22 protein-coding genes are annotated in these 25972 nt (G+C 54.6%); 15 read left to right on the top strand and 7 right to left on the bottom strand.

Features of this window, described 5'->3' with window-relative positions; translation table 11 throughout:
* Window positions 1–6: 6 nt before the first annotated feature.
* Window positions 7–1362 (bottom strand): aromatic amino acid transporter AroP, encoded by a 1356-nt coding sequence (aroP, locus tag EPE01S_RS16410; RefSeq protein ID WP_062747229.1) that lies wholly within the window; start codon window positions 1360–1362, stop codon window positions 7–9.
* Between the two features lie 471 nt (window positions 1363–1833).
* Between aroP and pdhR the strand changes: the two genes are divergently transcribed.
* From pdhR to EPE01S_RS16370, 8 genes are all read left to right on the top strand, one after another.
* The gene (gene pdhR, locus EPE01S_RS16405; RefSeq protein WP_062747226.1) at window positions 1834–2598 is read left to right on the top strand and encodes a pyruvate dehydrogenase complex transcriptional repressor PdhR; all 765 of its coding nucleotides are present in this window, start codon (window positions 1834–1836) and stop codon (window positions 2596–2598) included.
* A 139-nt stretch (window positions 2599–2737) separates the two neighbouring features.
* Window positions 2738–5401, top strand: coding sequence for a pyruvate dehydrogenase (acetyl-transferring), homodimeric type (gene aceE / locus EPE01S_RS16400; protein WP_062747223.1), 2664 nt, complete (start codon window positions 2738–2740; stop codon window positions 5399–5401).
* A gap of 14 nt (window positions 5402–5415) precedes the next feature.
* A complete protein-coding gene (gene aceF / locus EPE01S_RS16395; RefSeq protein ID WP_062747221.1) occupies window positions 5416–7014 on the top strand; it encodes a pyruvate dehydrogenase complex dihydrolipoyllysine-residue acetyltransferase in 1599 nt (532 codons plus the stop codon).
* Window positions 7015–7314: 300 nt separating this feature from the next.
* A complete protein-coding gene (gene lpdA / locus EPE01S_RS16390; protein WP_062747219.1) occupies window positions 7315–8742 on the top strand; it encodes a dihydrolipoyl dehydrogenase in 1428 nt (475 codons plus the stop codon).
* 131 nt (window positions 8743–8873) lie between these two features.
* Window positions 8874–9578 carry an SDR family NAD(P)-dependent oxidoreductase gene (locus EPE01S_RS16385; RefSeq protein ID WP_062747217.1) on the top strand — a complete coding sequence of 235 codons (705 nt, stop codon included), beginning with the start codon at window positions 8874–8876 and terminating at the stop codon, window positions 9576–9578.
* A gap of 13 nt (window positions 9579–9591) precedes the next feature.
* Entirely contained in the window at window positions 9592–10266 is a 675-nt protein-coding gene (locus EPE01S_RS16380; protein WP_062747215.1) for an energy-coupling factor ABC transporter ATP-binding protein, read from the top strand.
* Window positions 10263–10907 carry an energy-coupling factor transporter transmembrane component T family protein gene (locus tag EPE01S_RS16375; RefSeq protein WP_062747213.1) on the top strand — a complete coding sequence of 215 codons (645 nt, stop codon included), beginning with the start codon at window positions 10263–10265 and terminating at the stop codon, window positions 10905–10907. Before EPE01S_RS16380 ends, EPE01S_RS16375 begins: the two co-directional genes overlap by 4 nt.
* Window positions 10907–11446: a biotin transporter BioY gene (locus tag EPE01S_RS16370; protein ID WP_062747210.1), complete on the top strand. Its 540-nt coding sequence runs from the start codon at window positions 10907–10909 to the stop codon at window positions 11444–11446. Before EPE01S_RS16375 ends, EPE01S_RS16370 begins: the two co-directional genes overlap by 1 nt.
* Window positions 11447–11508: 62 nt before the next feature.
* Here the strand turns inward: EPE01S_RS16370 and EPE01S_RS16365 are convergent, their stop codons facing one another.
* Window positions 11509–12495, bottom strand: a complete 987-nt coding sequence (locus EPE01S_RS16365) for a zinc-dependent alcohol dehydrogenase family protein (protein WP_062747208.1) — start codon at window positions 12493–12495, stop codon at window positions 11509–11511.
* A 46-nt stretch (window positions 12496–12541) separates the two neighbouring features.
* Between EPE01S_RS16365 and EPE01S_RS16360 the strand changes: the two genes are divergently transcribed.
* From EPE01S_RS16360 to EPE01S_RS16350, 3 genes are read left to right on the top strand one after another with little or no spacing between them, the layout of a single operon-like run.
* Window positions 12542–12973: an acyl-CoA thioesterase gene (locus tag EPE01S_RS16360; protein WP_062747318.1), complete on the top strand. Its 432-nt coding sequence runs from the start codon at window positions 12542–12544 to the stop codon at window positions 12971–12973.
* 5 nt (window positions 12974–12978) lie between these two features.
* A complete protein-coding gene (locus tag EPE01S_RS16355) occupies window positions 12979–14490 on the top strand; it encodes a class I adenylate-forming enzyme family protein (RefSeq protein WP_062747205.1) in 1512 nt (503 codons plus the stop codon).
* A complete protein-coding gene (locus EPE01S_RS16350) occupies window positions 14453–15658 on the top strand; it encodes a thiolase family protein (protein WP_062747202.1) in 1206 nt (401 codons plus the stop codon). Before EPE01S_RS16355 ends, EPE01S_RS16350 begins: the two co-directional genes overlap by 38 nt.
* Before the next feature lie 7 nt (window positions 15659–15665).
* On the opposite strand, the gene EPE01S_RS16345 is transcribed toward EPE01S_RS16350, so the two are convergent.
* Window positions 15666–16448, bottom strand: coding sequence for an enoyl-CoA hydratase/isomerase family protein (locus tag EPE01S_RS16345; RefSeq protein WP_062747200.1), 783 nt, complete (start codon window positions 16446–16448; stop codon window positions 15666–15668).
* 1168 nt (window positions 16449–17616) lie between these two features.
* On the opposite strand from EPE01S_RS16345, the gene cspG reads away from it, so the two are divergent.
* Window positions 17617–17829: a cold shock protein CspG gene (gene cspG / locus EPE01S_RS16340; protein WP_062747198.1), complete on the top strand. Its 213-nt coding sequence runs from the start codon at window positions 17617–17619 to the stop codon at window positions 17827–17829.
* Window positions 17830–18017: 188 nt separating this feature from the next.
* On the opposite strand, the gene EPE01S_RS16335 is transcribed toward cspG, so the two are convergent.
* Window positions 18018–18197: a hypothetical protein gene (locus EPE01S_RS16335; RefSeq protein ID WP_062747196.1), complete on the bottom strand. Its 180-nt coding sequence runs from the start codon at window positions 18195–18197 to the stop codon at window positions 18018–18020.
* A gap of 126 nt (window positions 18198–18323) precedes the next feature.
* On the opposite strand from EPE01S_RS16335, the gene acnB reads away from it, so the two are divergent.
* Window positions 18324–20921 (top strand): bifunctional aconitate hydratase 2/2-methylisocitrate dehydratase, encoded by a 2598-nt coding sequence (acnB, locus tag EPE01S_RS16330; protein ID WP_072277473.1) that lies wholly within the window; start codon window positions 18324–18326, stop codon window positions 20919–20921.
* A gap of 166 nt (window positions 20922–21087) precedes the next feature.
* A complete protein-coding gene (gene yacL / locus EPE01S_RS16325) occupies window positions 21088–21450 on the top strand; it encodes a protein YacL (RefSeq protein WP_062747191.1) in 363 nt (120 codons plus the stop codon).
* 74 nt (window positions 21451–21524) lie between these two features.
* On the opposite strand, the gene speD is transcribed toward yacL, so the two are convergent.
* The 3 genes from speD to EPE01S_RS16310 all read right to left on the bottom strand — a co-directional run bounded on the left by speD (window position 21525) and on the right by EPE01S_RS16310 (window position 23844).
* Complete coding sequence (gene speD / locus EPE01S_RS16320; protein ID WP_062747316.1) at window positions 21525–22334, bottom strand: adenosylmethionine decarboxylase; 810 nt, start codon at window positions 22332–22334, stop codon at window positions 21525–21527.
* 27 nt (window positions 22335–22361) lie between these two features.
* A complete protein-coding gene (gene speE, locus EPE01S_RS16315; protein WP_062747189.1) occupies window positions 22362–23219 on the bottom strand; it encodes a polyamine aminopropyltransferase in 858 nt (285 codons plus the stop codon).
* A 277-nt stretch (window positions 23220–23496) separates the two neighbouring features.
* Window positions 23497–23844, bottom strand: coding sequence for a YacC family pilotin-like protein (locus tag EPE01S_RS16310; protein ID WP_062747186.1), 348 nt, complete (start codon window positions 23842–23844; stop codon window positions 23497–23499).
* 212 nt (window positions 23845–24056) lie between these two features.
* On the opposite strand from EPE01S_RS16310, the gene cueO reads away from it, so the two are divergent.
* Window positions 24057–25679 (top strand): multicopper oxidase CueO, encoded by a 1623-nt coding sequence (cueO, locus tag EPE01S_RS16305; RefSeq protein WP_062747183.1) that lies wholly within the window; start codon window positions 24057–24059, stop codon window positions 25677–25679.
* The last annotated feature ends 293 nt before the right edge of the window (window positions 25680–25972 follow it).

Below are 25972 nucleotides of genomic sequence, written 5' to 3'. Positions count from 1 at the left end.
TGATGATTATCCGCGCTGAGTACGGTTTTTCACCCAATAGCCGACAGCGAGGATCAGTACCCAAACCGGGATCAGCCAGACGGAGATTGCCATGCCTGGGGTAATTGCCATCAGCACCAGGATGCCGGCCAGGAATAACAGGCAGACCCAGTTACCCAGCGGGTAGAACAGGGCCGGGAAGCGGGTTTTAATCCCCTGCTGATCCTTCTTACGGCGGAATTTCATGTGTGCCAGGCTAATCATCGCCCAGTTGATGACCAGAGCAGAAACCACCAGCGCCATCAGCAGGCCAAAGGCTTCACCGGGCATCAGGTAGTTCAGCAGCACGCACAGGGCGGTGGCCACCGCGGAGAACAGGATAGAGATTACCGGCACACCGCGACCGTCCACTTTCAACAGTGCTTTCGGGGCGTTGCCCTGCTGCGCCAGGCCAAACAGCATACGGCTGTTACAGTAAACACAGCTGTTGTACACCGACAGCGCCGCCGTCAGGATCACGACGTTAAGGGCGTTGGCCACCAGCGCATCACCCAACTCGTGGAAAATCAATACAAACGGGCTGGTGTCAGCGGTGACGCGCGTCCACGGCATCAGGGAGAGCAGTACTGCCAGTGAGCCGACATAGAAAATCAGGATACGGTAGATCACCTGGTTGGTGGCTTTGGGAATGCTGGTTTCCGGATTATCGGCTTCTGCCGCCGTGATACCAACAAGCTCCAGACCACCGAAAGAGAACATAATGATGGCCATCATCATGATCAGGCCACTAAAGCCATTAGGCAGGAAGCCACCCTGTTCCCACAGATTGCGCACACTGGCCTGCGGACCACCGGTACCACTAAACAGTAACCAGCCACCAAACAGGATCATGGCAATCACCGCAACGACTTTGATTATGGCGAACCAGAACTCCATTTCACCAAACACTTTCACATTAGTGAGGTTGATTGCGTTGATCAGCACAAAGAAGACGGCAGCAGACATCCAGGTCGGGATGTCGGGATACCAGAACTGGATATATTTGCCCACCGCGGTCAGTTCCGCCATGGCGACCAGCACATACAAGACCCAGTAGTTCCAGCCGGAAGCGAAACCGGCGAAATTGCCCCAGTATTTATAGGCGAAGTGGCTGAAGCTGCCTGCAACAGGCTCTTCCACTACCATTTCGCCCAACTGGCGCATAATCAGGAAGGCGATAAAACCGGCGATGGCATAGCCAAGTATCACGCCGGGGCCTGCGGATTGAATCACCGATGCACTGCCCAGAAACAGGCCAGTACCTACGGCACCGCCTAATGCAATCAGCTGGATGTGGCGGTTTTTCAGACCACGCTTCAGCGTTTCGCCCTGCTGTTGTTCCATAGAAACCTCGTACTTATTATTTTTTAATGTATTAAAAACTTTACGCTGTCGTGTAAGCGAAAATAGGGCAAAACCTATCCTGGCGAAGAGAATAGTGTTAAGTGACCGCTAATGCACTCGCTTTTGCTTTCTGTGCGAAAGTATGCCCAAAAAATCAACGATCGCTCTCAGTTTTATGATTCTCATTTTCTGTCACAAATCAGCAAGAATGACGAATAACATTCTCTTATGGTGATGTCGTTATTTATCAACTAACTCGCTGCCGTCTTTCGAAAAAGTGACGAAATTTAACATTTCTACTGCGGATAAATGGCTGTTGGATTTCGTCCTTAGGCTATGATTGTGAACGAGACGAGAGTCTGGTTTAGGCGGGTTGCCATATGGACATCAGGTGAATACTTTGTTACTTTACGGGCTCCTTTTTGCAATTGGTATTACCAATTTACTCCGGCAAATCGTAAAGAAGGGATGATGGCCTACAGCAAGATCCGCCAACCGAAGCTCTCTGATGCTATCGAACAGCAGCTTGAGTCCCTGATTATGGAGGGAACACTGCGCCCGGGAGAGAAATTGCTGCCTGAGCGAGAGCTGGCTGTGCAGTTTGACGTGTCCCGTCCTTCTCTGCGTGAAGCGATACAGCGCCTGGAAGCCAAAGGTCTCTTACTCCGCCGTCAGGGGGGGGGAACCTTCGTCCAGACCCATTTGTGGAAAACCCTGAGCGATCCGCTCGTAGAATTAGTGGCCGGCCATCCTGAATCCCAGTTCGACCTGTTAGAAACACGTCATGCCCTGGAAGGGATTGCCGCCTATTATGCCGCACTGCGCGGCACTGACGAAGATCTGGTCCGTATTCGCGACTGCCACCTGCAGATTCAGACCGCTCAGCAAAGCGGCGATCTCGATGCAGAAGCTGATGCGGTGATGCAATATCAGATTGCTGTCACAGAAGCGGCTCATAATGTGGTGCTTTTACATCTTCTCCGCAGCATGGGCCCAATGCTTGAACAGAACGTCAGACAGAACTTTGAATTGCTCTACTCGCGTCGTGAGATGCTGGAGAAAGTAAGTAGCCACCGCGCCAGTATTTTTGAGGCGATTGTGGCACGTGAGCCCGAGCAGGCACGCGAAGCTTCACACCGCCACCTGGCGTTTATCGAGGAAATATTGCTGGACAGAAGTCGGGAGCAAAGTCGTAGAGAGCGCTCCCTGAGACGTTTACAGCAACGTAAGGACTAACGCGTAAATATAACGCGGCACGTACCTGCAAAGGTATAAACGACGGGCCTGTCTCTTTGTGTTTTGAAGTGAACCAGAGCACAAAGAGACAGGCTCCAGACAATTCAACGTAATTAGACACAGATAAGGAATACCCCCCATGTCAGAACGTTTAAATAATGACGTGGATCCGATCGAAACTCGCGACTGGTTAGAAGCGATCGAATCGGTCATCCGTGAAGAAGGTGTTGAGCGCGCACAGTATCTGATTGACCAGGTGTTGAGCGGCGCACGTAAAGGCGGCGTGAAAGTGGCTGCCGGTACGGGAGCCAGTAACTACATTAACTCTATTGCCGTTGAAGATGAGCCGGAGTACCCGGGCAACACGTCTTTAGAGCGTCGTATCCGTTCCGCTATTCGCTGGAACGCCATCATGACCGTTCTGCGTGCGTCAAAGAAAGATATGGATCTGGGTGGCCACATGTCCTCCTTCCAGTCTTCTGCCACCGTGTATGAAGTGTGCTTTAACCACTTCTTCCGTGCGCGCACCGAAAAAGACGGCGGCGATCTGGTTTACTTCCAGGGCCATATCTCGCCGGGCGTGTACGCCCGTGCCTTCCTGGAAGGTCGCCTGACCGAAGACCAGATGAACAATTTCCGCCAGGAAGTTGACGGTAAAGGCCTGTCCTCTTACCCGCACCCTAAACTGATGCCTAACTTCTGGCAGTTCCCGACCGTATCCATGGGTCTGGGTCCACTGGGCGCGATCTATCAGGCTAAATTCCTGAAATATCTGGAACACCGTGGCCTGAAAGATACATCTCAGCAGACCGTTTATGCCTTCCTGGGCGACGGTGAGATGGATGAGCCAGAATCTAAAGGGGCGATCACCATCGCGACCCGTGAAAAACTGGATAATCTGGTCTTCATCATCAACTGTAACTTGCAGCGTCTGGATGGCCCGGTCACCGGTAACGGCAAGATCATTAACGAGCTTGACGGCATCTTTGGTGGCGCTGGCTGGGAAGTGATCAAAGTTATCTGGGGCGGACGTTGGGACGAACTGCTGCGTAAAGACACCAGCGGTAAACTGATCCAACTGATGAACGAAACCGTTGACGGTGACTATCAGACCTTTAAATCCCGCAACGGTGCCTATGTTCGCGAGCACTTCTTCGGCAAATATCCGGAAACCGCAGCGCTGGTTAAAGATATGACCGACGACGAGATCTGGTCTCTGAACCGTGGTGGTCACGATCCGAAGAAAGTCTTCGCCGCACTGAAAAAAGCGCAGGATACCAAAGGCAAACCGGTAGTGATCCTGGCACATACCATCAAAGGCTATGGTATGGGCGAGACTGCAGAAGGCAAAAACATCGCGCACCAGGTCAAGAAAATGAACATGGATGGCGTACGCTACATCCGCGATCGTTTCAACGTACCGGTCAGTGATGAAGCCATTGAAAAACTGCCGTATGTGACCTTCGAAAAAGGCTCTGAAGAGTACAACTACCTGCACGGCCAGCGCGAAAAACTGGGCGGCTACCTGCCAACCCGTGAAGCGAAATTCAGCGAGAAGCTGGATATGCCGGTGCTGGAAGATTTCCGCGCGCTGCTGGATGAGCAGAACAAAGAGATCTCGACCACTATCGCCTTCGTGCGTGCCCTGAACGTGATGCTGAAAAACCCGTCGATCAAAGATCGTCTGGTGCCAATCATCGCCGATGAAGCGCGTACCTTCGGTATGGAAGGTCTGTTCCGCCAGATCGGTATCTACAGTCCGAATGGCCAGCAGTACACGCCGCAGGACCGTGAGCAGGTTGCTTACTATAAAGAAGATGAAAAAGGACAGATCCTGCAGGAAGGGATTAACGAACTGGGTGCAGGCGCATCGTGGCTGGCGGCGGCAACGTCTTACAGCACCAACAATCTGCCAATGATCCCGTTCTACATCTACTACTCCATGTTTGGTTTCCAGCGTATCGGCGACCTGTGCTGGGCAGCAGGCGACCAGCAGGCACGCGGCTTCCTGGTGGGCGGAACCTCCGGTCGTACCACACTGAACGGTGAAGGTCTGCAGCACGAAGATGGTCACAGCCACATTCAGTCTCTGACTATCCCGAACTGTATTTCTTACGATCCGGCTTACGCTTATGAAGTTGCTGTCATCATGCATGACGGTCTGGTACGTATGTACGGCGAAGCGCAGGAAAATGTGTACTACTACATCACCACGCTGAACGAAAACTACCATATGCCAGCGATGCCGGCCGGTGCAGAAGAGGGTATCCGTAAAGGTATCTATAAACTGGACAGCAAAGAAGGCAGCAAAGGTAAAGTTCAGCTGCTGGGTTCAGGTTCTATCCTGCGTCACGTCCGTGAAGCTGCCGATATCCTGGCGAAAGACTACGGTGTAGGTTCTGACATCTACAGCGTGACCTCCTTCACCGAACTGGCCCGTGATGGTCAGGACTGTGAGCGCTGGAACATGCTGCACCCAACGTCAGAGCCTCGCGTGCCGTACATCGCTCAGGTGATGAACGATGCCCCTGCCGTGGCATCAACCGACTACATGAAACTGTTCGCCGAGCAGGTTCGCAGCTACATCCCTGCCAGCGACTATCGCGTGCTGGGTACTGACGGCTTCGGTCGTTCAGACAGCCGTGAGAATCTGCGTCACCACTTCGAAGTGGACGCATCTTACGTGGTGGTTGCCGCCCTGGGTGAACTGGCTAAACGTGGCGAAATCGACAAAAAAGTGGTGGCTGATGCCATCGTTAAGTTCGAGATCGATGCTGATAAAGTTAACCCACGCCTGGCATAAGAGGTAATAGAGTAATGGCTATCGAAATTAATGTCCCGGACATCGGTTCAGACGAAGTTGAAGTCACCGAGATTCTGGTCAAAGTGGGCGACACTGTTGAAGTTGAGCAGTCACTGCTGGTGGTTGAGGGTGATAAAGCTTCAATGGAAGTACCTTCCCCACAGGCTGGCGTCGTCAAAGAGATCAAAGTGGCTACCGGCGATAAAGTCGAAACCGGCAAACTGATCATGATCTTCGAAGCGGAAGGCGGTGCAGCTGCACCGGCAGCGGCCGAAGAGAAGAAAGAAGAAGCGGCTCCGGCCGCGCCTGCAGCGGCCCCGGCGGCCAGCGCAGCGAAAGAGGTTAACGTACCGGATATCGGCGGCGACGAAGTAGAAGTCACTGAGATCATGGTTAAAGTCGGCGACAAAGTTGAAGCTGAACAGTCGATCCTCACCGTTGAAGGCGATAAAGCCTCAATGGAAGTGCCCGCACCATTTGCGGGTACGGTTAAAGAGATCAAAATCGCCACGGGCGATAAAGTCAGCACCGGTTCTCTGGTGATGGTGTTTGAGGTAGAGGGGGCTGCACCAGCGGCCGCACCTGCCCAGAGCACTGAGGCTGCTGCTCCGGCTCCGGCTAAACAGGAAGAGAAGGCGGCCCCGGCTGCGGCTCCTGCTAAAGCGGAAGCCAAGTCAGAGTTCGCAGAGAACGACGCTTACGTTCATGCCACACCGGTGATCCGCCGTCTGGCACGTGAATTTGGTGTCAACCTGGCGAAAGTCAAAGGCACCGGGCGTAAAGGCCGTATTCTGAAAGAAGACGTGCAGAGTTACGTTAAAGACGCGGTGAAACGTGCTGAAGCCCCTGCTGCCGCGGGTGGTGGTCTGCCTGGCATGCTGCCATGGCCGAAAGTGGACTTCAGCAAGTTCGGCGAAGTCGAAGAAGTGGAACTGGGCCGCATCCAGAAAATCTCTGGTGCTAACCTGAGCCGCAACTGGGTGATGATCCCTCATGTGACTCACTTCGACAAAACCGACATCACCGAGCTGGAAGCATTCCGCAAGCAGCAAAATGCTGAAGCAGAGAAGCGTAAGCTGGATGTGAAGTTCACCCCGGTGGTGTTCATCATGAAAGCGGTGGCGGCGGCGCTGGAGCAGATGCCACGCTTCAACAGCTCACTGTCTGAAGATGCACAGAAACTGACGCTGAAGAAATACATCAACATCGGTGTGGCGGTAGATACGCCAAACGGTCTGGTGGTTCCGGTGTTCAAAGATGTGAATAAGAAAGGCATCACGGAACTGTCTCGCGAACTGATGGCTATCTCCAAAAAAGCGCGTGATGGCAAGCTGACCGCTGGCGAAATGCAGGGCGGTTGCTTCACCATCTCCAGCCTGGGCGGTATCGGGACAACCCACTTTGCGCCGATCGTGAATGCGCCGGAAGTGGCTATCCTCGGTGTTTCCAAGTCTGCGATTGAGCCGGTCTGGAATGGCAAAGAGTTCACGCCGCGTCTGATGATGCCAATGTCGCTCTCCTTCGACCACCGGGTTATCGACGGTGCTGATGGTGCGCGCTTCATTACCATTATCAATAACGCACTGGCCGACATTCGCCGTCTGGTGATGTAACCATGAAGAAGGCCGGCGGAAGCCGGCCTTCTTGTAAGTTGTTGTAGTGATTCGTGGCACCGCGGTTTGCAGTTTATTAACAATTCTGTAAACTCTTGCGGTGAACGCGTCCCGGTGGAAGAAGGACGTTGAAAAATCTATCCAAAATAATTGGAGCTGTATCAAGGCGGCAAGTGAGTGAATCCTGATGAGCTTACATAAGTCAGTGATTCGGGTGAGCGAGCGTAGCCAACACAGATGCAGATTCAAGTATGAAGGGGATAAGCTCTGACCCGCCGGACAATCAAATAAGAGGTCATGATGAGTACAGAAATTAAAACTCAGGTCGTGGTACTTGGGGCAGGCCCTGCAGGTTACTCTGCAGCCTTCCGTGCAGCGGATCTTGGTCTGGAGACCGTGATCGTTGAGCGTTACAGCACCCTCGGTGGTGTTTGTCTGAATGTTGGCTGTATCCCTTCTAAAGCCCTGCTGCACGTGGCGAAGGTGATTGAAGAAGCCAAAGCGCTGGAAGCACACGGTATCGTGTTCGGTAAGCCACAGACTGATGTGAATAAGATCCGCAGCTGGAAAGAGAAAGTGATCACCCAGCTGACCGGTGGTCTGGCCGGTATGGCAAAAGGCCGTAAAGTGAGCGTGGTGAACGGCCTGGGTAAATTTACCGGCGCGAACACCCTGGAAGTGACAGCAGAAGACGGTTCTAAAACCGTTATCACGTTTGAAAACGCTGTCATCGCCGCGGGCTCCCGTCCGATTGAACTGCCCTTTATTCCACATGAAGATCCACGCGTCTGGGATTCTACCGATGCGCTGGAGCTGAAAGAAGTACCAGAGCGTCTGCTGGTCATGGGCGGCGGCATCATCGGTCTGGAAATGGGTACCGTGTATCACGCACTGGGTTCGCAGATCGACGTGGTCGAAATGTTTGACCAGGTGATCCCGGCGGCTGACAAAGATGTGGTGAAGGTCTTCACCAAGCGCATCTCTAAGCAGTTCAACCTGATGCTGGAAACCAAAGTGACTGCAGTAGAAGCCAAAGAAGATGGCATCTACGTTACGATGGAAGGCAAAAAAGCCCCTTCAGAACCACAGCGTTACGATGCGGTGCTGGTGGCAATTGGCCGCGTACCGAATGGTAAAGGTCTGGATGCAGGCAAAGCCGGCGTGGAAGTGGACGATCGCGGGTTTATCCGTGTCGACAAGCAGATGCGTACCAACGTGCCGCACATCTATGCTATCGGTGATATCGTCGGTCAGCCAATGCTGGCACATAAAGGCGTGCATGAAGGCCACGTGGCAGCAGAAGTGATCTCGGGCCTGAAGCACTACTTCGACCCGAAAGTGATCCCATCGATTGCCTATACTGAGCCGGAAGTTGCCTGGGTCGGTCTGACCGAGAAAGAAGCGAAAGAGAAAGGCATCAGCTATGAAACGTCCACCTTCCCGTGGGCAGCATCAGGCCGTGCTATCGCTTCCGACTGTGCAGACGGTATGACCAAGCTGATCTTCGACAAAACCACTCACCGCGTCATCGGTGGTGCCATTGTCGGAACCAACGGCGGCGAACTGCTGGGTGAAATCGGTCTGGCTATCGAGATGGGTTGTGATGCTGAAGATCTGGCACTGACCATCCACGCTCACCCAACCCTGCACGAATCGGTTGGTCTGGCGGCGGAAATCTTTGAAGGCAGCATCACCGACCTGCCAAATCCGAAAGCGAAAAAGAAATAATTCGCCATAAGGTTTAAATAACGGCTCCTGCGGGGGCCGTTTTGCTGTCTGTCTCTCCGTAAAAAACCGCGCAGAGTGCCACAAAATCGCGTATCTTTGCTGGCAATTTCTGACCGGTCATAAGGCTCGTTGTGTCCAGTAAAGTTGCCCTGATCACCGGTGCCTCACGCGGTATCGGCCACCATCTTGCCCGCCATTTTTATGCTGCGGGTTATCATCTGATTTTAATCGCGCGGGATGCCCGTGCGCTGAACGCCTTAGCCAGCACCTTCGATCCTGCCCGTGTGCAGACGCTGGCGCTCGACGTGTGTGATTATCCTGCCATTGCACAGCAGGTGCCGCAGGCGCTGGCCGTGAGCGGGCAACTTGATGTGCTGGTTAACGCCGCCGGCATCTTTCGCGCCGGCTCAACGCAGACCTCGTTGTCTGATTTCAGCGCGCTGCTTGCCACTAACGTGACCGCTATCCACCATCTTTGCCAGCTTTGCACTCCCTGGCTGTTGAAATCCGCCGGGGGGCGCATCTTTAATCTTGCCTCCGTCAGTGGCGTACAGCCTTACGGCAGCGTTGCCAGCTATGCCGCCAGCAAACACGCGCTGGTCGGCTACAGCCGTTCGATTGCCCGTGAGCTGGGCGCACAGGGCATTAAAGTGACCACGCTGTGCCCCGATGTCGTAGACACCGATATGGCACAGGGTTCGGGCCTGACAGCCGACGAGATGCTGAGTACCGACGACCTCTGTCGCGCCGTGGACTTTGTGATGTCGTTGTCTCCTGCTGCAGTGGTGGAGCAACTGACCATTGGGCGGCAGTACCGTCCGCGTCAGCCCGTCTGAACCAGGAGGTATTATGCTGGAACTGAAAGGGGTATCGCATGCTTACGGCGAACGGAAAGTCCTCGATAACATTAATTTGCAACTCACGGAAAAACGCATTGGCATTGTCGGCAGCAATGGCTGTGGCAAAAGCACTTTTGCCCGCCTGCTGAACGGCCTGTTATTACCCCAACAGGGGGAGGTGCTGGTCGACGGGCTGAATACCCGTCAGCAGGGGAAAGCGGTGCGGCGGAAGGTTGGGTTTGTGTTCCAGAACCCGGACAACCAGATTGTTTTCCCGGTAGTGGAGGAAGATCTCGCCTTCGGGATGAAAAACCTCGGACTGTCGAAACAGGTGATCCGCGAACGTACCGATGCGGCGCTGGCGCGCTACGATATGCAGGACCTGCGTCAGCATCCCGCCCACCTCCTTAGCGGTGGACAGAAGCAGCTGCTGGCTATCTCTGGCGTGCTGGTCATGGAGCCGGAATATATCGTTTTCGATGAACCGACCACGCTGCTCGATCTGCGCAACAAGCGGCGTATTGCACAGGCGATTGCCGATCTCGACCAGACGGCTATCGTGGTGTCACACGATCTGGAATTTTTGCAGGATTTTGACCGCGTACTGGTCTTTGACCGCGGTCAGGTGGTGATTGATGACCTGCCTCACATAGCATTGAAAGAGTATGTCAGGATGATGTCATGATGTTGAGTGATTATATTCCGGGACATTCGATCATACATCGCTTGCCGCCGGGAATGAAGATCCTCACCCTGGCGCTGCTGGGCACGCTGCTGTTTATCTTCCCGCGCCTGGAAACATCGCTGGTCGCCCTGCTGCTGGTGGGGCTGTGCTACCCGCTGGCGCGTATTTCACCACGCATCATGCTGCTGCAGCTCAAGCCGCTGCTGTGGGTGCTGGCACTGTTGTTCGCCGTACAGTGGTGGATGGTCAGCTGGCAGTCGGGTGTGCTGGTGATTTCCCGGCTGGCGGCGCTGCTATTGATGGCGGCACTGGTGACGCTGACGACCCGTACCACGGCGATGATTGACGCGCTGGAGAAAGGCCTTTTCTGGCTGCGCTATATGCGAATCAACCCGGCAAAAGTCAGCCTGGCGCTGTCCCTGGCGATGCGCTTTATTCCGGTACTGGCGGCCATCGTGGCTGAAGTGCGTGAAGCGCAAAAAGCTCGGGGACTGGATCGCAGTGTCATTGCCATTGCTATCCCGGTGATCGTCCGTACCCTGAAGATGGCCGATGATATTGCAGCGGCGCTGGAAGCCCGCGCCTGGGACCCCAAACTGCGCCCTGAGCGTAACGATGCTGAGAAAGTGAGAGGATCTTAATGTCCACCCGAGATATTGTTTATATTGCGCTTTTCGCCGCGATCACCGCTGCGCTGGGCTTGCTCCCGGCATTCAGCCTGCCGGTGATTGCGGTGCCGATCACCGCCCAGACCTTAGGCCCCATGCTGGCGGGGGCGATTGCCGGTGCCAGGCGTGGCGCGCTGGCGATGGTGTTGTTTGTCGTGCTGGTGGCAGTTGGCCTGCCACTGCTGGCGGGAGGCCGTGGCGGTCTGGGGATCTTCTTTGGCCCGAGCGGGGGCTTTCTTCTGGCGTGGCCGCTGGCGGCGCTGCTGATAGGTTATCTCTACCAGCGCTTCCTGCGCTCGCTGACGGCGGTCAGGGAAGGGCTGATCCTGACACTGGGGGGCGTCGTGGTGATTTACTCTGCGGGCATTCCGTGGATTGCCGTGATGGCCGGGTTACCCCTTAAGCAGGCCGCGCTGGGCTCACTGGGTTTCCTGCCGGGGGATATGGTGAAGGTGGTGCTGGCGGTGCTGATTGTCCGTGCCGTGCGCCGGGCGTACCCCACGTTAGACTGAGCCACAGGCAGTTGAAGAGGCCGATCGTCTTTTCGGTCGGCCCTGATTACAGCTATTCCGCCTCAGAGCCGCAGTAAAATTTTCCCTTTCAGCTCGCCGGACTGCACGTCTCTGACCGCTTTATCGATCTCCTCCAGCGCATATTCGGCCACTATATCGGTGGCAATTACACCGTCGCGGATCAGCGTCATCACTTCATTAATCCTGCGCTGTACCAGCGCCTTATCATGATGATGTACCCATAACCGCAGATGGAAGTTGGAAAAACGAATATCCGGACGGCTGCGCCAGAAGGTGGCCGGTATCGGCTGGCCGGACAGCAGGCCGTAGTGGATAAACTGCCCGCCCGGCATCAGCGCCTGTGCCAGCGTCAGCGACGCTTCACCGCCAATGCAGTCGAGGATGGCTGCTGCCCCCCCCTGACGGGCAATGGCGGCCAGCGCCTGCGGGTACGTCTCCGCACTGCTGTTCAACACCTGCTCGGTGGTACAGCCGCGAAACAGGCCGAGGTTTTCAGCTTTTCGTACGATGGCGATCGGCGTCAGCCCCAGGTGGTTGGCGATGCGGATCAGCATTTTGCCGATGGCCGAATTGGCCGCATTGATAATAATCCGCATCCCCGGTGAGCGCTGAAGCGCTTCTGTCAGCATCAGCAGCGCGGTCATCGGGTTAACATAGCTGGTTGCCGCCTGCTGGTCGGTGACAAAGTCAGGCAGGGTAAAGCACCACTGCGGATCGCTGTCTTTATAGTGTTGCCACGCGCCCATGCTGCCTACCGGCAGAACACGCTGACCAACGCGCAGGCTGGGATCGTCGCTCTGGCTGATCCGCCCCATGCCCTCAAAACCGGGCACAAAGGGCAGGGCGATACGCGACCGATAGGCTCCGGAAATCGTAATAATATCGGAGGGGTTGATAGTGGCGAATGCCATTTTAACCCGGACCTGGCCTGCGGCTAAGGGCGGCAGAGCCTGTTGTTCAAGCTGCATAACGTGACTGATATTGCCGAACTCCCGGACGAGGGCTCTGGTGAATAAAGTCTCTTTCATGGTATATTTTCTTTCGTGTTGTCCGGTTGACAGGTTTATGATTTTTATGCAGGAACAGTATAATAGCGAAGCATTTCGCGTATCAATGCGCGATATAGATTTAAACGGTCACGTGCATAATTCAGTCTATTTAGATTATTGTGAAGATGCCGTTGTTAATGCGTTCCGCCGCGCTGATATTCTGCCCCTGTTTCGGCCGCACACGGCGGGCGTTGCCTACCATGTGAAAAAATGCGAAGCCACATTCTTTTATCCTCTGTCGGTGGATGATGTGGTGTTACCGCAGGTGTTGATTGAAAAAATCGGCAACAGCAGTTTAATTTTCACTATCCGCTTAATGCTGGAAGATAACACCACGTTGAGTGCCGAAGGGAAATTAGTCTGGGTGTGCGTGGATCTTTCGGATAATAAACCCTGCCTAATCCCCGATGAAGCGCGTCAGGCGCTGATGCAACATTTGCCGTTTGCCGGAGACTGAGTGTTATGCCGGTACATGACAAAGTAAAATATCATGCGGAAAACCACCCCGCGCGGATCGCTGTGAATATCGCCGGTGCCACCCTGAGCTGGCAGCAGCTGTGGCAGAGCGCACAGGCGTTGTACCAGACCCTTCCCCGGGACCCGCGTGCCAGCGGCAGCCGTATTATCGCTATCGCGGCCGGTAATGACATTACCTTTCCCGTTGCCTGGCTGGCCGCCAGCGCCCAGCCTTTTACTGCCGCCATTATTGACCCGCAGGCCCCCGCAGCACAGCTGAATGACATCCTGCACAGCCTGAATCCGGCACTCCTGTTGTTACGTCCCGGGGATGAGGCGCTGGAAGCGCTGGCCGATCGTTTGTCGGTTCGCTGGCAGGTGATTGGCGATGGGCAACGTCACGCAAACGTCCCGGACGATGCCGCTTTTAGCGACGGGATGCAGGCTGAGACACCGTTCTTAATTAACTTCACCTCGGGCACCACCAGCCTGCCGAAAGCCTTTATCCGTTCGCGGCGATCCTGGCGGGCCAGCCTGGAGAATGGTGAGGCGATCTTTGGCCTGCAGGGAGCCCCTTCGACGCTGTTTCCCGGCCCACTTTCAAACGGCATTGGACTGTATTGCCTGAACGAAACGCTGTACTCGGGGGGCACGTTTTACAGCCCCGGCCGGTGGCAACCGGAATCCGTACTGGCGCTGATCGCCCGGCAGCAGATTGAACGGCTGGTGGTCGTGCCCACGATGATCGCCGGATTTGCGCGCGCGGTGGGGGCCGCAGCCTGCCCCAGCCTGCGCCGTCTGGTCAGTGCCGGCGCGAAACTGGAAATGAACCACTATCGCCAGGCGCGGGCGCTGTTTCCTGCAGCCCGGATACAGGAGTATTACGGGGCTTCGGAACTTGGCTTTATCGCCGTGTCCACGCCTGATGAGGCAGATATAGGCGCTTCGCTGGCCGCGGTCGGGCAGGCTTTTCCCGGTGTGCACATCAGCATCCGTAATGATGACGGTGAGCGACTGCCGCATAATCAGCCCGGAACCATTTATATCCACAGTGAGCAAATTATTGACCGGTATTTATGGGGGGATGACAGCAATGCGTTCGTGAAACAGGGAGCCCTGGCGACGGTTGGGGATATCGGTTATCTGGATGAAAAATACCGTCTGCATGTGATTGGCCGCCGGGGAAATATGATCCTTAGCGGTGGGAATAATATTTATCTTGCCGAAATAGAGTCAGCGATTAAATCGCTGCCTGGCATTATTGAAGCGGTGGTGATTGCCGTTGATGATGAGGATGCAGGCAAAAAGATGGTCGCTATCGTTGAAGCGTCTGCGGACGATCTGCGACTGCTCCCCCAACGCTGTCGTGACGTACTGGCAAAATATAAACAGCCCCGCCATTTTTATCATATTACGCACTGGCCGCTGACGGCGGCCGGAAAAATCAAACGCGCCGAGCTGGAAAAAAGGATCGCACAACATGGCAGTAGCACAGAGCTTACTGAGTTATCAGCCTGACGATGACGCGCAGCCGGTCATTGTGGCGGCCCGGCGCACGCCCGTTGGCCGGGCCTACGGTGTCTTTGCCGGCGTAACGATGGAAAATCTGCTGATGCCGCTTTTTGAGCAGATTACTGAACTGCTACCGCCGGGGTTTACCCCTGTTGATGAAGTCATCATCGGCAACGCGACCGGTGGCGGCGGCAATATTGCCCGCCTGGCGGCGCTGGCGGCGGGATTGCCGCTCTCCGTTCCAGCGGTGACGGTGGATCGCCAGTGTGGCTCCGGGCTGGAAGCGGTGATCCAGGCCTGTCGGCTGGTGCAGGCCCGGGCGGGGGAGTGTTATCTGGCGGGGGGCGTCGAAAGCGTCAGTACCGCCCCGTGGCGGGTGGAAAAGCCCACCTCGCTGAAGCAGATGCCGCGTTTTTACGGCCGCGCGCAGTTTTCCCCGGACGATATCGGTGACCCTGAAATGGGTATCGCGGCGGAAAACGTGGCGCGCCAGTGTGGTATCAGCCGTGAACGACAGGATCAGTTTGCCCTGCGCAGCCATCAGCGCGCGCTGGCCGCCCAACAGCAGGGTGCGTTCCGACAGGAAATCGTACCGGTCAGCGTGAAAGGCCAGTGGGTGGCGGTGGACGAGTGCCCGCGCGCCAACACATCGCTGGAGAAACTGGCGGCGCTGCCCCCGGCGTTTGTCGCCGGAGGGACGGTGACGGCGGGCAACTGTTGCCCGCTCAATGACGGTGCATCGTTACTGCTGGTGATGAGCCGTCGTAAAGCACGTGAGTGCGGTTTCACCCGGGGGCTGCTTTTTGCCGATGCCTGTAGTGCCGGCGTCGACCCTAATCTGCTTGGCCTCGGGCCGGTACCCGCGACGCAAAAATTGCTGGCCCGCCAGCCCGGCCTGACCACCCGCCACATCGCGTTGATTGAATTTAACGAAGCCTTTGCCGCCCAGGTGCTGGGATCGCTTGATGCGCTGGGCATTGATGAGCAGCGTATTAACTTACAGGGCGGAGCGATTGCACTGGGTCATCCTTACGGTGCCTCCGGCGCAATCATGGTCACGCGACTGTTCAGCCAGCTGCTGGCGGAGCCAGACGGAGACGGCTTTGGCCTGGCCATGCTGGGCATCGCCGGGGGCCTGGGGTTAAGCGCGTTATTCCAGGCTGTATCGCTCTGAAGTCGCGCTATTTGCCTGTCCACAGCGGCCTGCGCTGCTCAGTAAAGGCACGCTGGCCTTCCTGAAAGTCTTCACTCTGCTGCAGTTGCGCTAACTCGGCCATGCTCTGCTGGCTGAGATCGACTGCCAGCGCCTGTCTGAGCAGCGCATTACAGGCCTGAACGGCCAGCGGTGCGTTGCGGTTCAGGCGGGCTGCGAGTGCCAGTGCGCTCTCCAGCAGATCTTCTGCCGGGGTAACCTGATAAAACAGACCCAGCGCGTGGGCACGTGTAGCGTCAACAGGCTCACCCGTTAAGAGCATTTCCCGGGCCAGGTTGGCAGGCAGTCGCGTCGCCAGCTGGCCGATCCCCCCACCCAGCGGTAACAGGCCGTGTTTAACTTCCGGCAGGGCGATTTTTACCTGGTCTGTGGCCACGATAAAATCACACTCCAGCGCCAGCTCAAGCCCCCCGCCAAAGGCATGACCGTTCAGGGCGGCCACCCAAATTTTTCGTCGGGGCAGATGCTGTAGCGGATTAAAGCCGCCCTGTGAGTTAAGCAGCGCTTTACCGCCATCTGTAAAGGCCTCCTGCAAATCGGCTCCGCCGCAAAACACGGTGCCGCTGCCGGTCAGCAGCACGGTGCGGATATCGGGCTGTTGTTCGCACCAGTTAAGGCACTGTTCAAGCTCCGCAATCATCACGGCATTGTAGGCGTTACCGGCAGTAGGACGGTTCAATGTCAGGCGCGCCACGTGTGCGGTCGGGCGGTCACAGCGGATCAGTTGGGTGTTAGGTTGCGGGGTATTCATAGCGGCTCGCAGCGGTTCAGCAGGGGAGGGCGAGTGTATCACGTCACGAGTTCACGGGTCAGGCACAGACAGCGCTGTCCATTAACGATTTAAAATAAATAAGAAATCCCCGCGATAATTTAATTTTCAGTTCTTTCTGATGTGGCATGAATATTGATTACCAGCGGGTTTTTCACCTTTCAGGATAATAATATCGCCCGTTATTACTGACAAATGCCGATAATATCATCAGATCGCTTCATTATGTGAGCTGGCGCTCCCTTTAATACTGATAATAATCACATGTTATTAAAAACAGTATTGACTCTGTTTTTTAAAGCAGTAGATTAGATTCCACAGCAGGCGAATATTACCCGGCTGTGATGCAGTAAAGAGTCATGAATATAGATGCGATGAAGGCCACGAAGTATTTTAGTTTGGGAAGGTTGTCGTAAGTGTCAGGTTTATTTTACTTACTTCAACGATGCTTTAAGGCCATGCAGTCAGTTGCAAAATCGCAGGATGGGAACGTAACGCGACGACATAAGGCTATGTTTTACCGATGCAAGCAAGTCTGGAGGTTGTGACGTTTGCTACTTAGTCACAACAGAAGTCGAGCCACGTATCAAAGAGTCTACGTCGCGATGGGTGTGTACTTGTTTAAACCGCCATGTCTGTTGACTGGCATGATGATGTTAACTGTCATTTATGGAGGTAAGCTAGAATTTTAGTCACTAATACTGTCCGTAATAAACACGTACATTCAACGAAGTATTAATAGCAGTAAAACTTGTTAAGTTCGTTAATGTTAAAATTTGAGTTAGCAGTAACCTAAAAGCCCTGGCGATGTTCGTCAGGGCTTTTATCATTTGACCTCTGAAGCGGTTTTTCCATTAGCTTGCTTTTTACCCTGTCCTCGGCGCTTTTCACTGACAGCAATGTCTGCATAAAGTTCCAAAAATATAAGTGAAATGAATCCTTGCTTGTTCAGGCGTATCCGGTCTACTATGTTTGCATCGGTTTGGAATACAGACCTTATGAAAGCAGTTTTAGTAAAGCAGTCCTCAGTACAAGTGTTATCACAGATATCCCTTCATCGAGAGCCTCCTCCTAAGTGCCCATAAGATAAATTCTGATGAACAGGCCATGTTCGCCACATAAAGTGGCTCAAAAATGAATAGGAAATATTATGTCTAACAAAATGACTGGTTTAGTAAAATGGTTTAACGCTGATAAAGGCTTCGGTTTTATCACTCCTGCAGACGGCAGCAAAGATGTATTCGTACATTTCTCTGCAATCCAGAGCAGCGATTTCAAAACCTTAGATGAAGGCCAGAAAGTGGAGTTCTCTATCGAGAACGGCGCTAAAGGTCCATCAGCAGTAAACGTTGTCGCGCTGTAATTCGCGATAACCTCACTGACAAAGACGATCGCGATGACGGCATAACAGCCCGAGCAGTGCAGCGTCAGTGATAAAAAAGCCGCCATGTGCGGCTTTTTTTGTTTTTGTCCCCACCCCCCAGTGCTTCTCTGTCCCCCCGGTTTGCCCCCCTGATAAGTTATTGAACGACGCGTTATAATAAGCTGCATTTATTTCCACACCGACAGGCGGGAGATGGCTTTGCGGAACATACGCTGTTTTTTGTTCCAGCATGAAGAATAACCGGCAGAATCGACATGATTAGGTAGTGAAAGCCGCTGGAAAAGTGCTTTTTTGCCCATGAAAACGATCAGGCTAATGATGTTGCTTTTTTGTAAACGGATTAACATGCAGCCGAAATCCTGCTATGCTGGCCCTCGCGGAACCGGGCACCATACCCTACACATGGATTGTTCCACTTTAAGGTGGACCAGGTAGCCCGGGATGCCAAATACAATGAGAGCGAGGAGAACGTCGTGCTAGAAGAATACCGTAAGCACGTTGCCGAGCGTGCTGCCCAGGGGATTGTTCCAAAACCGTTAGATGCTTCCCAAATGGCCGCGCTGGTTGAACTGCTAAAAGCCCCTCCAGCGGGTGAAGAAGAATTTCTGTCCGACCTGTTAATCAATCGAGTGCCGCCGGGCGTTGACGAAGCCGCCTATGTAAAAGCCGGTTTCCTGGCTGCCGTCGCAAAAGGCGAAACAACCTCTCCTCTGGTGACTCCTGAACTGGCCGTTAAGCTACTGGGTACCATGCAGGGTGGCTACAACATCCATGCGCTGATTGACGCGCTTGACGATGAAAAGCTGGCACCGATTGCCGCTGAAGCGCTGTCCCACACGCTGCTGATGTTCGACAACTTCTATGATGTTGAAGAAAAATCCAAAGCCGGTAACCCGCACGCGAAAAAAATCATCCAGTCCTGGGCGGATGCCGAGTGGTTCCTGAAGCGCCCTAAACTGGCAGAAAAAATCACCGTCACCGTGTTTAAAGTGACCGGCGAAACCAATACCGACGACCTCTCTCCGGCGCCGGATGCATGGTCTCGCCCGGATATTCCACTGCATGCGCTGGCGATGTTGAAAAACGCCCGTGAAGGCATCGAACCCGATGATGCCGGTAACGTTGGCCCGATCAAACAGATTAAAGCATTACAGGCTAAAGGCTTCCCGCTGACCTATGTCGGTGACGTGGTCGGTACCGGTTCTTCGCGTAAATCTGCCACCAACTCGGTGCTGTGGTTTATGGGCGACGACATTCCTTACGTGCCGAACAAGAAAGGCGGCGGCGTCTGCCTCGGCGGTAAAATCGCGCCTATCTTCTTCAACACCATGGAAGATGCGGGCGCACTACCGATTGAAGTGGATGTTGACCGCCTGAATATGGGCGATGTCATCGACATCTACCCGTATAAAGGTGAAGTCCGCAATCATGATACCGGTGAAGTGCTGGCTAACTTCGAGCTGAAAACCAATGTACTGTTGGATGAAGTGCGTGCCGGTGGCCGTATCCCGCTGATCATTGGCCGTGGCCTGACCACGAAAGCCCGCGAATCTCTTAATCTGCCGCATAGCGATGTGTTCGAGCAGGCGAAAGACGTGGCAGCCAGCACCCGTGGTTTCTCACTGGCGCAGAAAATGGTGGGCCGTGCCTGTGGCGTGAACGGGGTTCGCCCTGGTGCTTACTGCGAGCCCAAAATGACCTCGGTTGGCTCCCAGGACACTACCGGTCCCATGACCCGTGATGAGCTGAAAGACCTGGCCTGTCTGGGCTTCTCAGCCGATTTGGTGATGCAGTCCTTCTGCCATACCGCCGCCTATCCGAAGCCGGTTGACGTCACTACACACCATACGCTGCCTGACTTCATCATGAACCGCGGTGGCGTGTCGCTGCGTCCGGGCGATGGCATTATCCACAGCTGGCTGAACCGTATGCTGCTGCCGGATACCGTCGGCACTGGCGGTGACTCCCACACCCGTTTCCCGATCGGTATTTCCTTCCCGGCGGGTTCAGGTCTGGTGGCCTTTGCCGCCGCGACCGGTGTGATGCCGCTGGATATGCCTGAATCTGTGCTGGTGCGCTTTAAAGGCAAAATGCAGCCAGGTATCACCCTGCGCGATCTGGTGCATGCGATCCCGCTGTATGCAATTAAAGCGGGTCTGCTGACCGTCGAGAAGAAAGGGAAGAAAAACATCTTCTCCGGACGTATTCTGGAAATTGAAGGTCTGCCGGATCTCAAAGTTGAGCAGGCCTTTGAGCTGTCAGATGCGTCCGCTGAACGTTCTGCAGCGGGTTGCTCGATCAAGTTGAGTAAAGATCCGATTATCGAGTATCTGAACTCTAACATCGTGCTGCTGAAGTGGATGATCTCAGAAGGTTACGGCGATCGTCGTACGCTCGAGCGCCGTATTCAGGGCATGGAAAAATGGCTGGCCGATCCACAACTGCTGGAAGGCGATGCGGATGCGGAATATGCGGCAGTGATCGATATCGATCTGGCCGATATTAAAGAGCCGATCCTGTGTGCGCCGAACGATCCGGATGATGCCCGTCTGCTGTCTGACGTGCAGGGTACAAAAATCGACGAAGTCTTTATCGGTTCCTGCATGACGAACATCGGTCACTTCCGTGCCGCCGGCAAACTGCTGGATGCGCATAAAGGCCAGCTGCCAACCCGTCTGTGGGTGGCTCCGCCCACCAAGATGGATGCGGCACAGCTGACTGAAGAAGGTTACTACAGCGTGTTCGGTAAGAGCGGTGCGCGTATCGAGATCCCTGGCTGTTCGCTGTGCATGGGGAACCAGGCGCGCGTGGCCGATGGGGCGACAGTGGTATCGACGTCAACGCGTAACTTCCCTAACCGTCTGGGCACCGGCGCTAACGTCTATCTGGCTTCTGCCGAACTGTCAGCGGTCGCTTCACTGCTGGGTAAACTGCCTACGCCGGAAGAGTATCTGACGTTTATGGATCAGGTGGATAAAACCGCCGTTGATACCTATCGTTACCTGAACTTTGACCAGCTGAGTCAGTACACCGACAAAGCCGACGGTGTGATTTTCCAGACGGCAGTTTAAGCGTCAGTCTGTATTGAACAAACCGGGCCCAGTGCCCGGTTTTTTTATGCCTGCGTAAAACCGCTGCTTTTCCCGCGCCGTGCTGCGATAATGCGCGCCAAAGCTCAGTATTGTCGCGGCAGGCGCGCAAAATGGGGTTAAGCAGGCAGGCCGGGAGGAAGGCGCGATGGAATATGAATTTTTAAGAGACATTACCGGTGGTGTGAAGGTGCGCATGACGATGGGTCACGAGGCCGTCGGCCACTGGTTTAATGATGAGGTGAACGAAAACCTGGCGCTGCTGGATGACGTTGAAGCGGCCATCGCAGAGGTGAAAGGTAGCGTCCGTCAGTGGCAGCGCGTGGGCAGTGAATATACCCTGCTGCTGGATGAAGAAGAAGTGATGATCCGCTCAAACCAGCTCGGTTTTGAAGGCGACGAGATGGAAGAGGGCATGAACTATTACGATGAAGAGAGCCTGGCGTTCTGCGGCGTAGAGGATTTTCTTGCGGTGATTGCCGCCTACCGGGCGTTCCTGCAGGGGCGTTAAGCGGAAAAAGAGGTCGGGCCGATCGACGATCGACCCGCACCAGTCCGCTATCGCTAAACAGGGGGCATCCCCCCTTACTGCGTTTTTAACCCCACAGAGGGAATATTGCGGCCGTAATAAATCTCACGCATCTCCTTCCACAGCAGGTCGGTAATACGTTTGTGTTCCTGCGGACTGAGATCGGACGGTTTGGTATTAAACAGATAGTGTTTCAGGTCGAACTCTTTCAACATCATTTTGGTGTGGAAGATATTTTCCTGATACACATTCACATCCATCAGGTCGTACATCGATTTCATATCGTCTGACATGAAATTCTGGATGGAGTTAATCTCATGATCGATAAAGTGTTTCACCCCGTTGACGTCGCGGGTGAAGCCACGCACGCGATAATCGATAGTAACAATATCGGACTCAAGCTGGTGAATTAAGTAGTTCAGCGCTTTCAGCGGCGAAATGACCCCACAGGTCGACACTTCAATGTCCGCGCGGAAGGTACACAGGCCGCCTTCAGGATGGCTTTCCGGGTAGGTATGGACGCAGATATGGCTCTTGTCGAGGTGAGCGACCACGGAATTCGGCAGCGGGCCGGGATGTTCGGAGGTATCGATGTCGCGCGGGTCGATCGGTTCTTCACTGACCAGAATCGTCACGCTGGCACCCTGAGGCTCATAATCCTGACGTGCGATGTTGAGCACGTTAGCACCGATAATCGAGCAGGTTTCGCTCAGAATTTCAGTCAGGCGGTTGGCATTATACTGCTCATCAATGTATGCAATATATCCGTCGCGTTCAGCATCCGTGTTGGCGTAACAGATATCATAGATACAAAAACTCAGGCTTTTCGTCAGGTTGTTGAAGCCATGTAGTTTAAGCTTTTGCAATTTCACTCACCCCCTTAAAATGCCCGGCTAGTCAGCCAGCGCATTCAACAGATATTGTGGCAGGGCAAAGCTGCCAGTGTGGATCGCCGGATTATAATAACGGCAGGTCAGACCCGCGTCGGCAAAGCGTGAAGCAATGGTCGCGGTTTCAAGCTGGCGAAGCGCCGGATTATCGCTTGCCCAGGCAAAGGTCATAATGCCGCCGTAATAGGTCGGGATTGCCGCCTGGTAGAAGCTGACATCCTCAAAATAGTGGCTGAGTTTGCGATGACTGTTAACCGCTTCATCCTGCTGCAGGAAACAGACGCCATTCTGCGCCACGAAAATGCCATCCTGATTCAGGCAGCGGTGGCAACCCTCGTAAAAGTCTGAAGTAAACAGACTTTCACCCGGCCCGATGGGGTCGGTACAGTCTGAAATAATGACATCGAATTTTTCGCGGGTCTGCTTAACGAAGTTCACACCATCATCGATGACCAGCGTAAAGCGCGGATCATTATAAGCGCCCTGGCTGTGGTTGGGCAGATGTTCCTTACAGAAGGTCACGACGCCTTCATCGATTTCGACCATGGTGATCTGTTCGATATTTTTATGGCGGCTCACTTCACGCAGCATGGCCCCATCTCCGCCACCGATGATCAGAACGCGTTTAGGTGCGCCATGTGCCAACAGGGGAACGTGAGTCATCATTTCGTGATAAATAAACTCATCGCGCTCGGTGGTTTGTACCACACCGTCAAGCGCCATTACGCGACCCAGTGCCGCATTTTCGAAGATGATCAGATCCTGATGCCCGGTCTGCTCGCGATACAGTACCTTATCGACAGTAAAATACTGCCCGAAGCCGGTATGAAGCGTTTCATACCACATTTCATTATCGCTCATGGTCGGTTTTCCTCCTCATAGACTCTGCGTCATTCAGGTTTCAGCCAGGCGGCACCCCGGTGAACACTGTGTGAACGGGGTGCGGTTGCCTGACCTGTGCCGGCCGGGATAACGAGGCCGGCCTGTGCGTCCCGACAGCAAGGCGGTCGCGGACATCCCGCGCCCCGGCAACTGAAAAACGGGTATCACAGCCGTAAAAAATGGGCCAGTATCATAGCTATTTATGACCGTGGTTGCACGGTCAAATCAGCGGCAGCAGGAGGATGAGTATGGTCGATTACTTCACGTAGGCAAGCAGACTCAGTGAATCACGAGCCAGAGATTTGCATTTGGTATCGTTCGGGACGGCAATGCCGCTGAGGTCGCGGTAACTGTCTTCCCCTAATGCTTTCATATTGAAGCTGTTGTAATTGGTCAGATCCCAACGATTCTGTTGTGCAAAAAAGACCAGCGCGCGGCGGATTTGGCCGTCGGGAAGTTCCTGGTAACCACAATCATTTTTCAGATAAACAAATACAGCGGTTAAATCTGCCAAATCTTCTGCTTCCGATTCGCTCAGTGCGAAGCTGGTGGAGGAGAAGCCAAACAGCCCTAACAGCAACAGAGCCTTGATGCTTTTCTTCATGATTTTTCTCATACGTGTGCAATAAGCAGACGTTAGCACAGTTCACGCCGGGTGCCAGCCACTTTTGCGGCAGAAAAATCCTGAAGCACCCGATGCACCGTCGTTTTACGGACTTGACCTTCCCGCTGGGGCAGGGTTTATGCTGCGGATAACACTCACCCCGGTGACTGAAAAATCCCGGGGATATCGACATCTGACAAAAGGAATGGATGATGCAACGTCGTGATTTTCTTAAATTAAGCGCTGCCGTTGGCGCAGCCAGCGCGCTGCCACTGTGGAGCCGTTCATTAATGGCGGCGGAACAGCGCCCGCTGCTGCCTGTGCCCGCGTTACTGACTGCTGATGCCCGCAGTGAAATTACCCTGACTGCGCAGGCAGGCACCAGCCAGTGGCGGGGCAAAAAGGTTTCCACCTGGGGCTATAACGGCAGCCTGCTGGGCCCGGCTATTCAGCTGGAGCGCGGCAAAGAGATCAACATCAACATCTATAACCGGTTGCCGGAAGCCACCACCGTACACTGGCACGGTCTGGAATTGCCGGGCAATGTCGATGGCGGGCCACAGGCGCGTATTGAGCCGGGTAAAAAGCGCCGCGTCACCTTTACCCCGGATCAACCTGCAGCGACCTGCTGGTTCCATCCACATCAGCATGGACGTACCGGCTATCAGGTGGCGCAGGGGCTGGCCGGGCTGGTGCTGATTAACGATCCGGAGAGCGGCAAACTGCGGCTGCCCACCCTGTGGGGCGTGGATGATATTCCTGTCGTCTTACAGGATAAACGCCTGAGTGCTGACGGCAGCCAGATTGACTACCAACTGGATGTGATGAGTGCCGCTGTGGGCTGGTTTGGCGATACGATGCTGACCAACGGAGCTATTTATCCACAGACAGCGGCACCGCGCGGCTGGTTACGCCTGCGACTGCTCAACGGCTGTAACGCCCGCTCGCTTAACCTGACCACCAGCGACCAGCGTCCCATGTATGTGATCGCCAGCGACGGTGGGCTGCTGGCTGAACCGGTGGCGGTCACCGAACTGCCGATGATGCCGGGCGAACGCTTCGAAGTGCTGGTAGACACCTCCGATGGTAAAGCATTTGATCTGCAAACCCTGCCCGTGCGGCAGATGGGAATGACGGTGGAGCCCTTCGATCATCCGCTGCCGGTGCTGTCGATCAATCCCCTGCGGGTGCTGGCCAGCGGCATGCTACCCGATAAGCTGGTGGATCTGCCTGCGGTCCCGCCCACAGAAGGGCTGAACACCCGCTGGCTGCAGCTGATGATGGATCCTGAGCTGGACCGTCTTGGCATGGCAGCTATGATGGAAAAATACGGCCATAGCTCAATGGCGGGTATGAAGATGGATGCCCACGACAGCGACAAAGCAGCTGATACGAACAAGATGGCGATGGCAGGGCACCATAATATGCCCGGTATGGGCCACGAGAAAATGGCGGGAATGGCACATGATAAGCCGTCCGGTGCTTACGATTTCCATGAGGCGAACAAGATTAACGGTGTTGCGTTTAACATGGATAAGCCATCGTTTGCAGTGAAGCAGGGAGCCTTCGAGAAATGGACCGTTTCCGGCGAAGGCGACATGATGCTGCATCCGTTCCATATTCATGGCACCCAGTTCCGTATTCTCTCTGAAAACGGCAAACCTCCTGCGGCCCACCGCAGCGGCTGGAAAGACACGGTGCGTGTCGAAGGCTGGCGCAGTGAGGTACTGGTGCGCTTTAATCATCAGGCCGACGCCGCCAATGCCTATATGGCCCACTGCCACCTGCTGGAGCATGAAGACACCGGCATGATGCTCGGCTTCACCGTGGCGTAATCTCCGGCACGGCAGACCCTTTTTTTGAACCGATTTTTATCTTACTGATTATTAACAGTATTTAAGTAAGGTAAGAAAAAAGGGTTTTGCCCGAACCTCGTGATAAAAGTTAAGGAAGTCAACGGGGTCGTGACGTAAGCTAACGGTTCACTGCCGTACAGGCAGCTTAGAAATATCGCCACCGGCACACTGACTTTAGTTAACAGTTCACTGCCGTACAGGCAGCTTAGAAACTCGTCTCTGGCTCGTCTCCGCGTATCTGCCAGTTCACTGCCGTACAGGCAGCTTAGAAA

It is taken from the genome of Erwinia persicina NBRC 102418, assembly GCF_001571305.1.
In the GTDB taxonomy this organism is placed as follows: domain Bacteria; phylum Pseudomonadota; class Gammaproteobacteria; order Enterobacterales; family Enterobacteriaceae; genus Erwinia; species Erwinia persicina.
The sequence above is the reverse complement of the archived record's forward strand: the minus strand, read 5'-3'. Positions and strand labels throughout refer to the sequence as shown.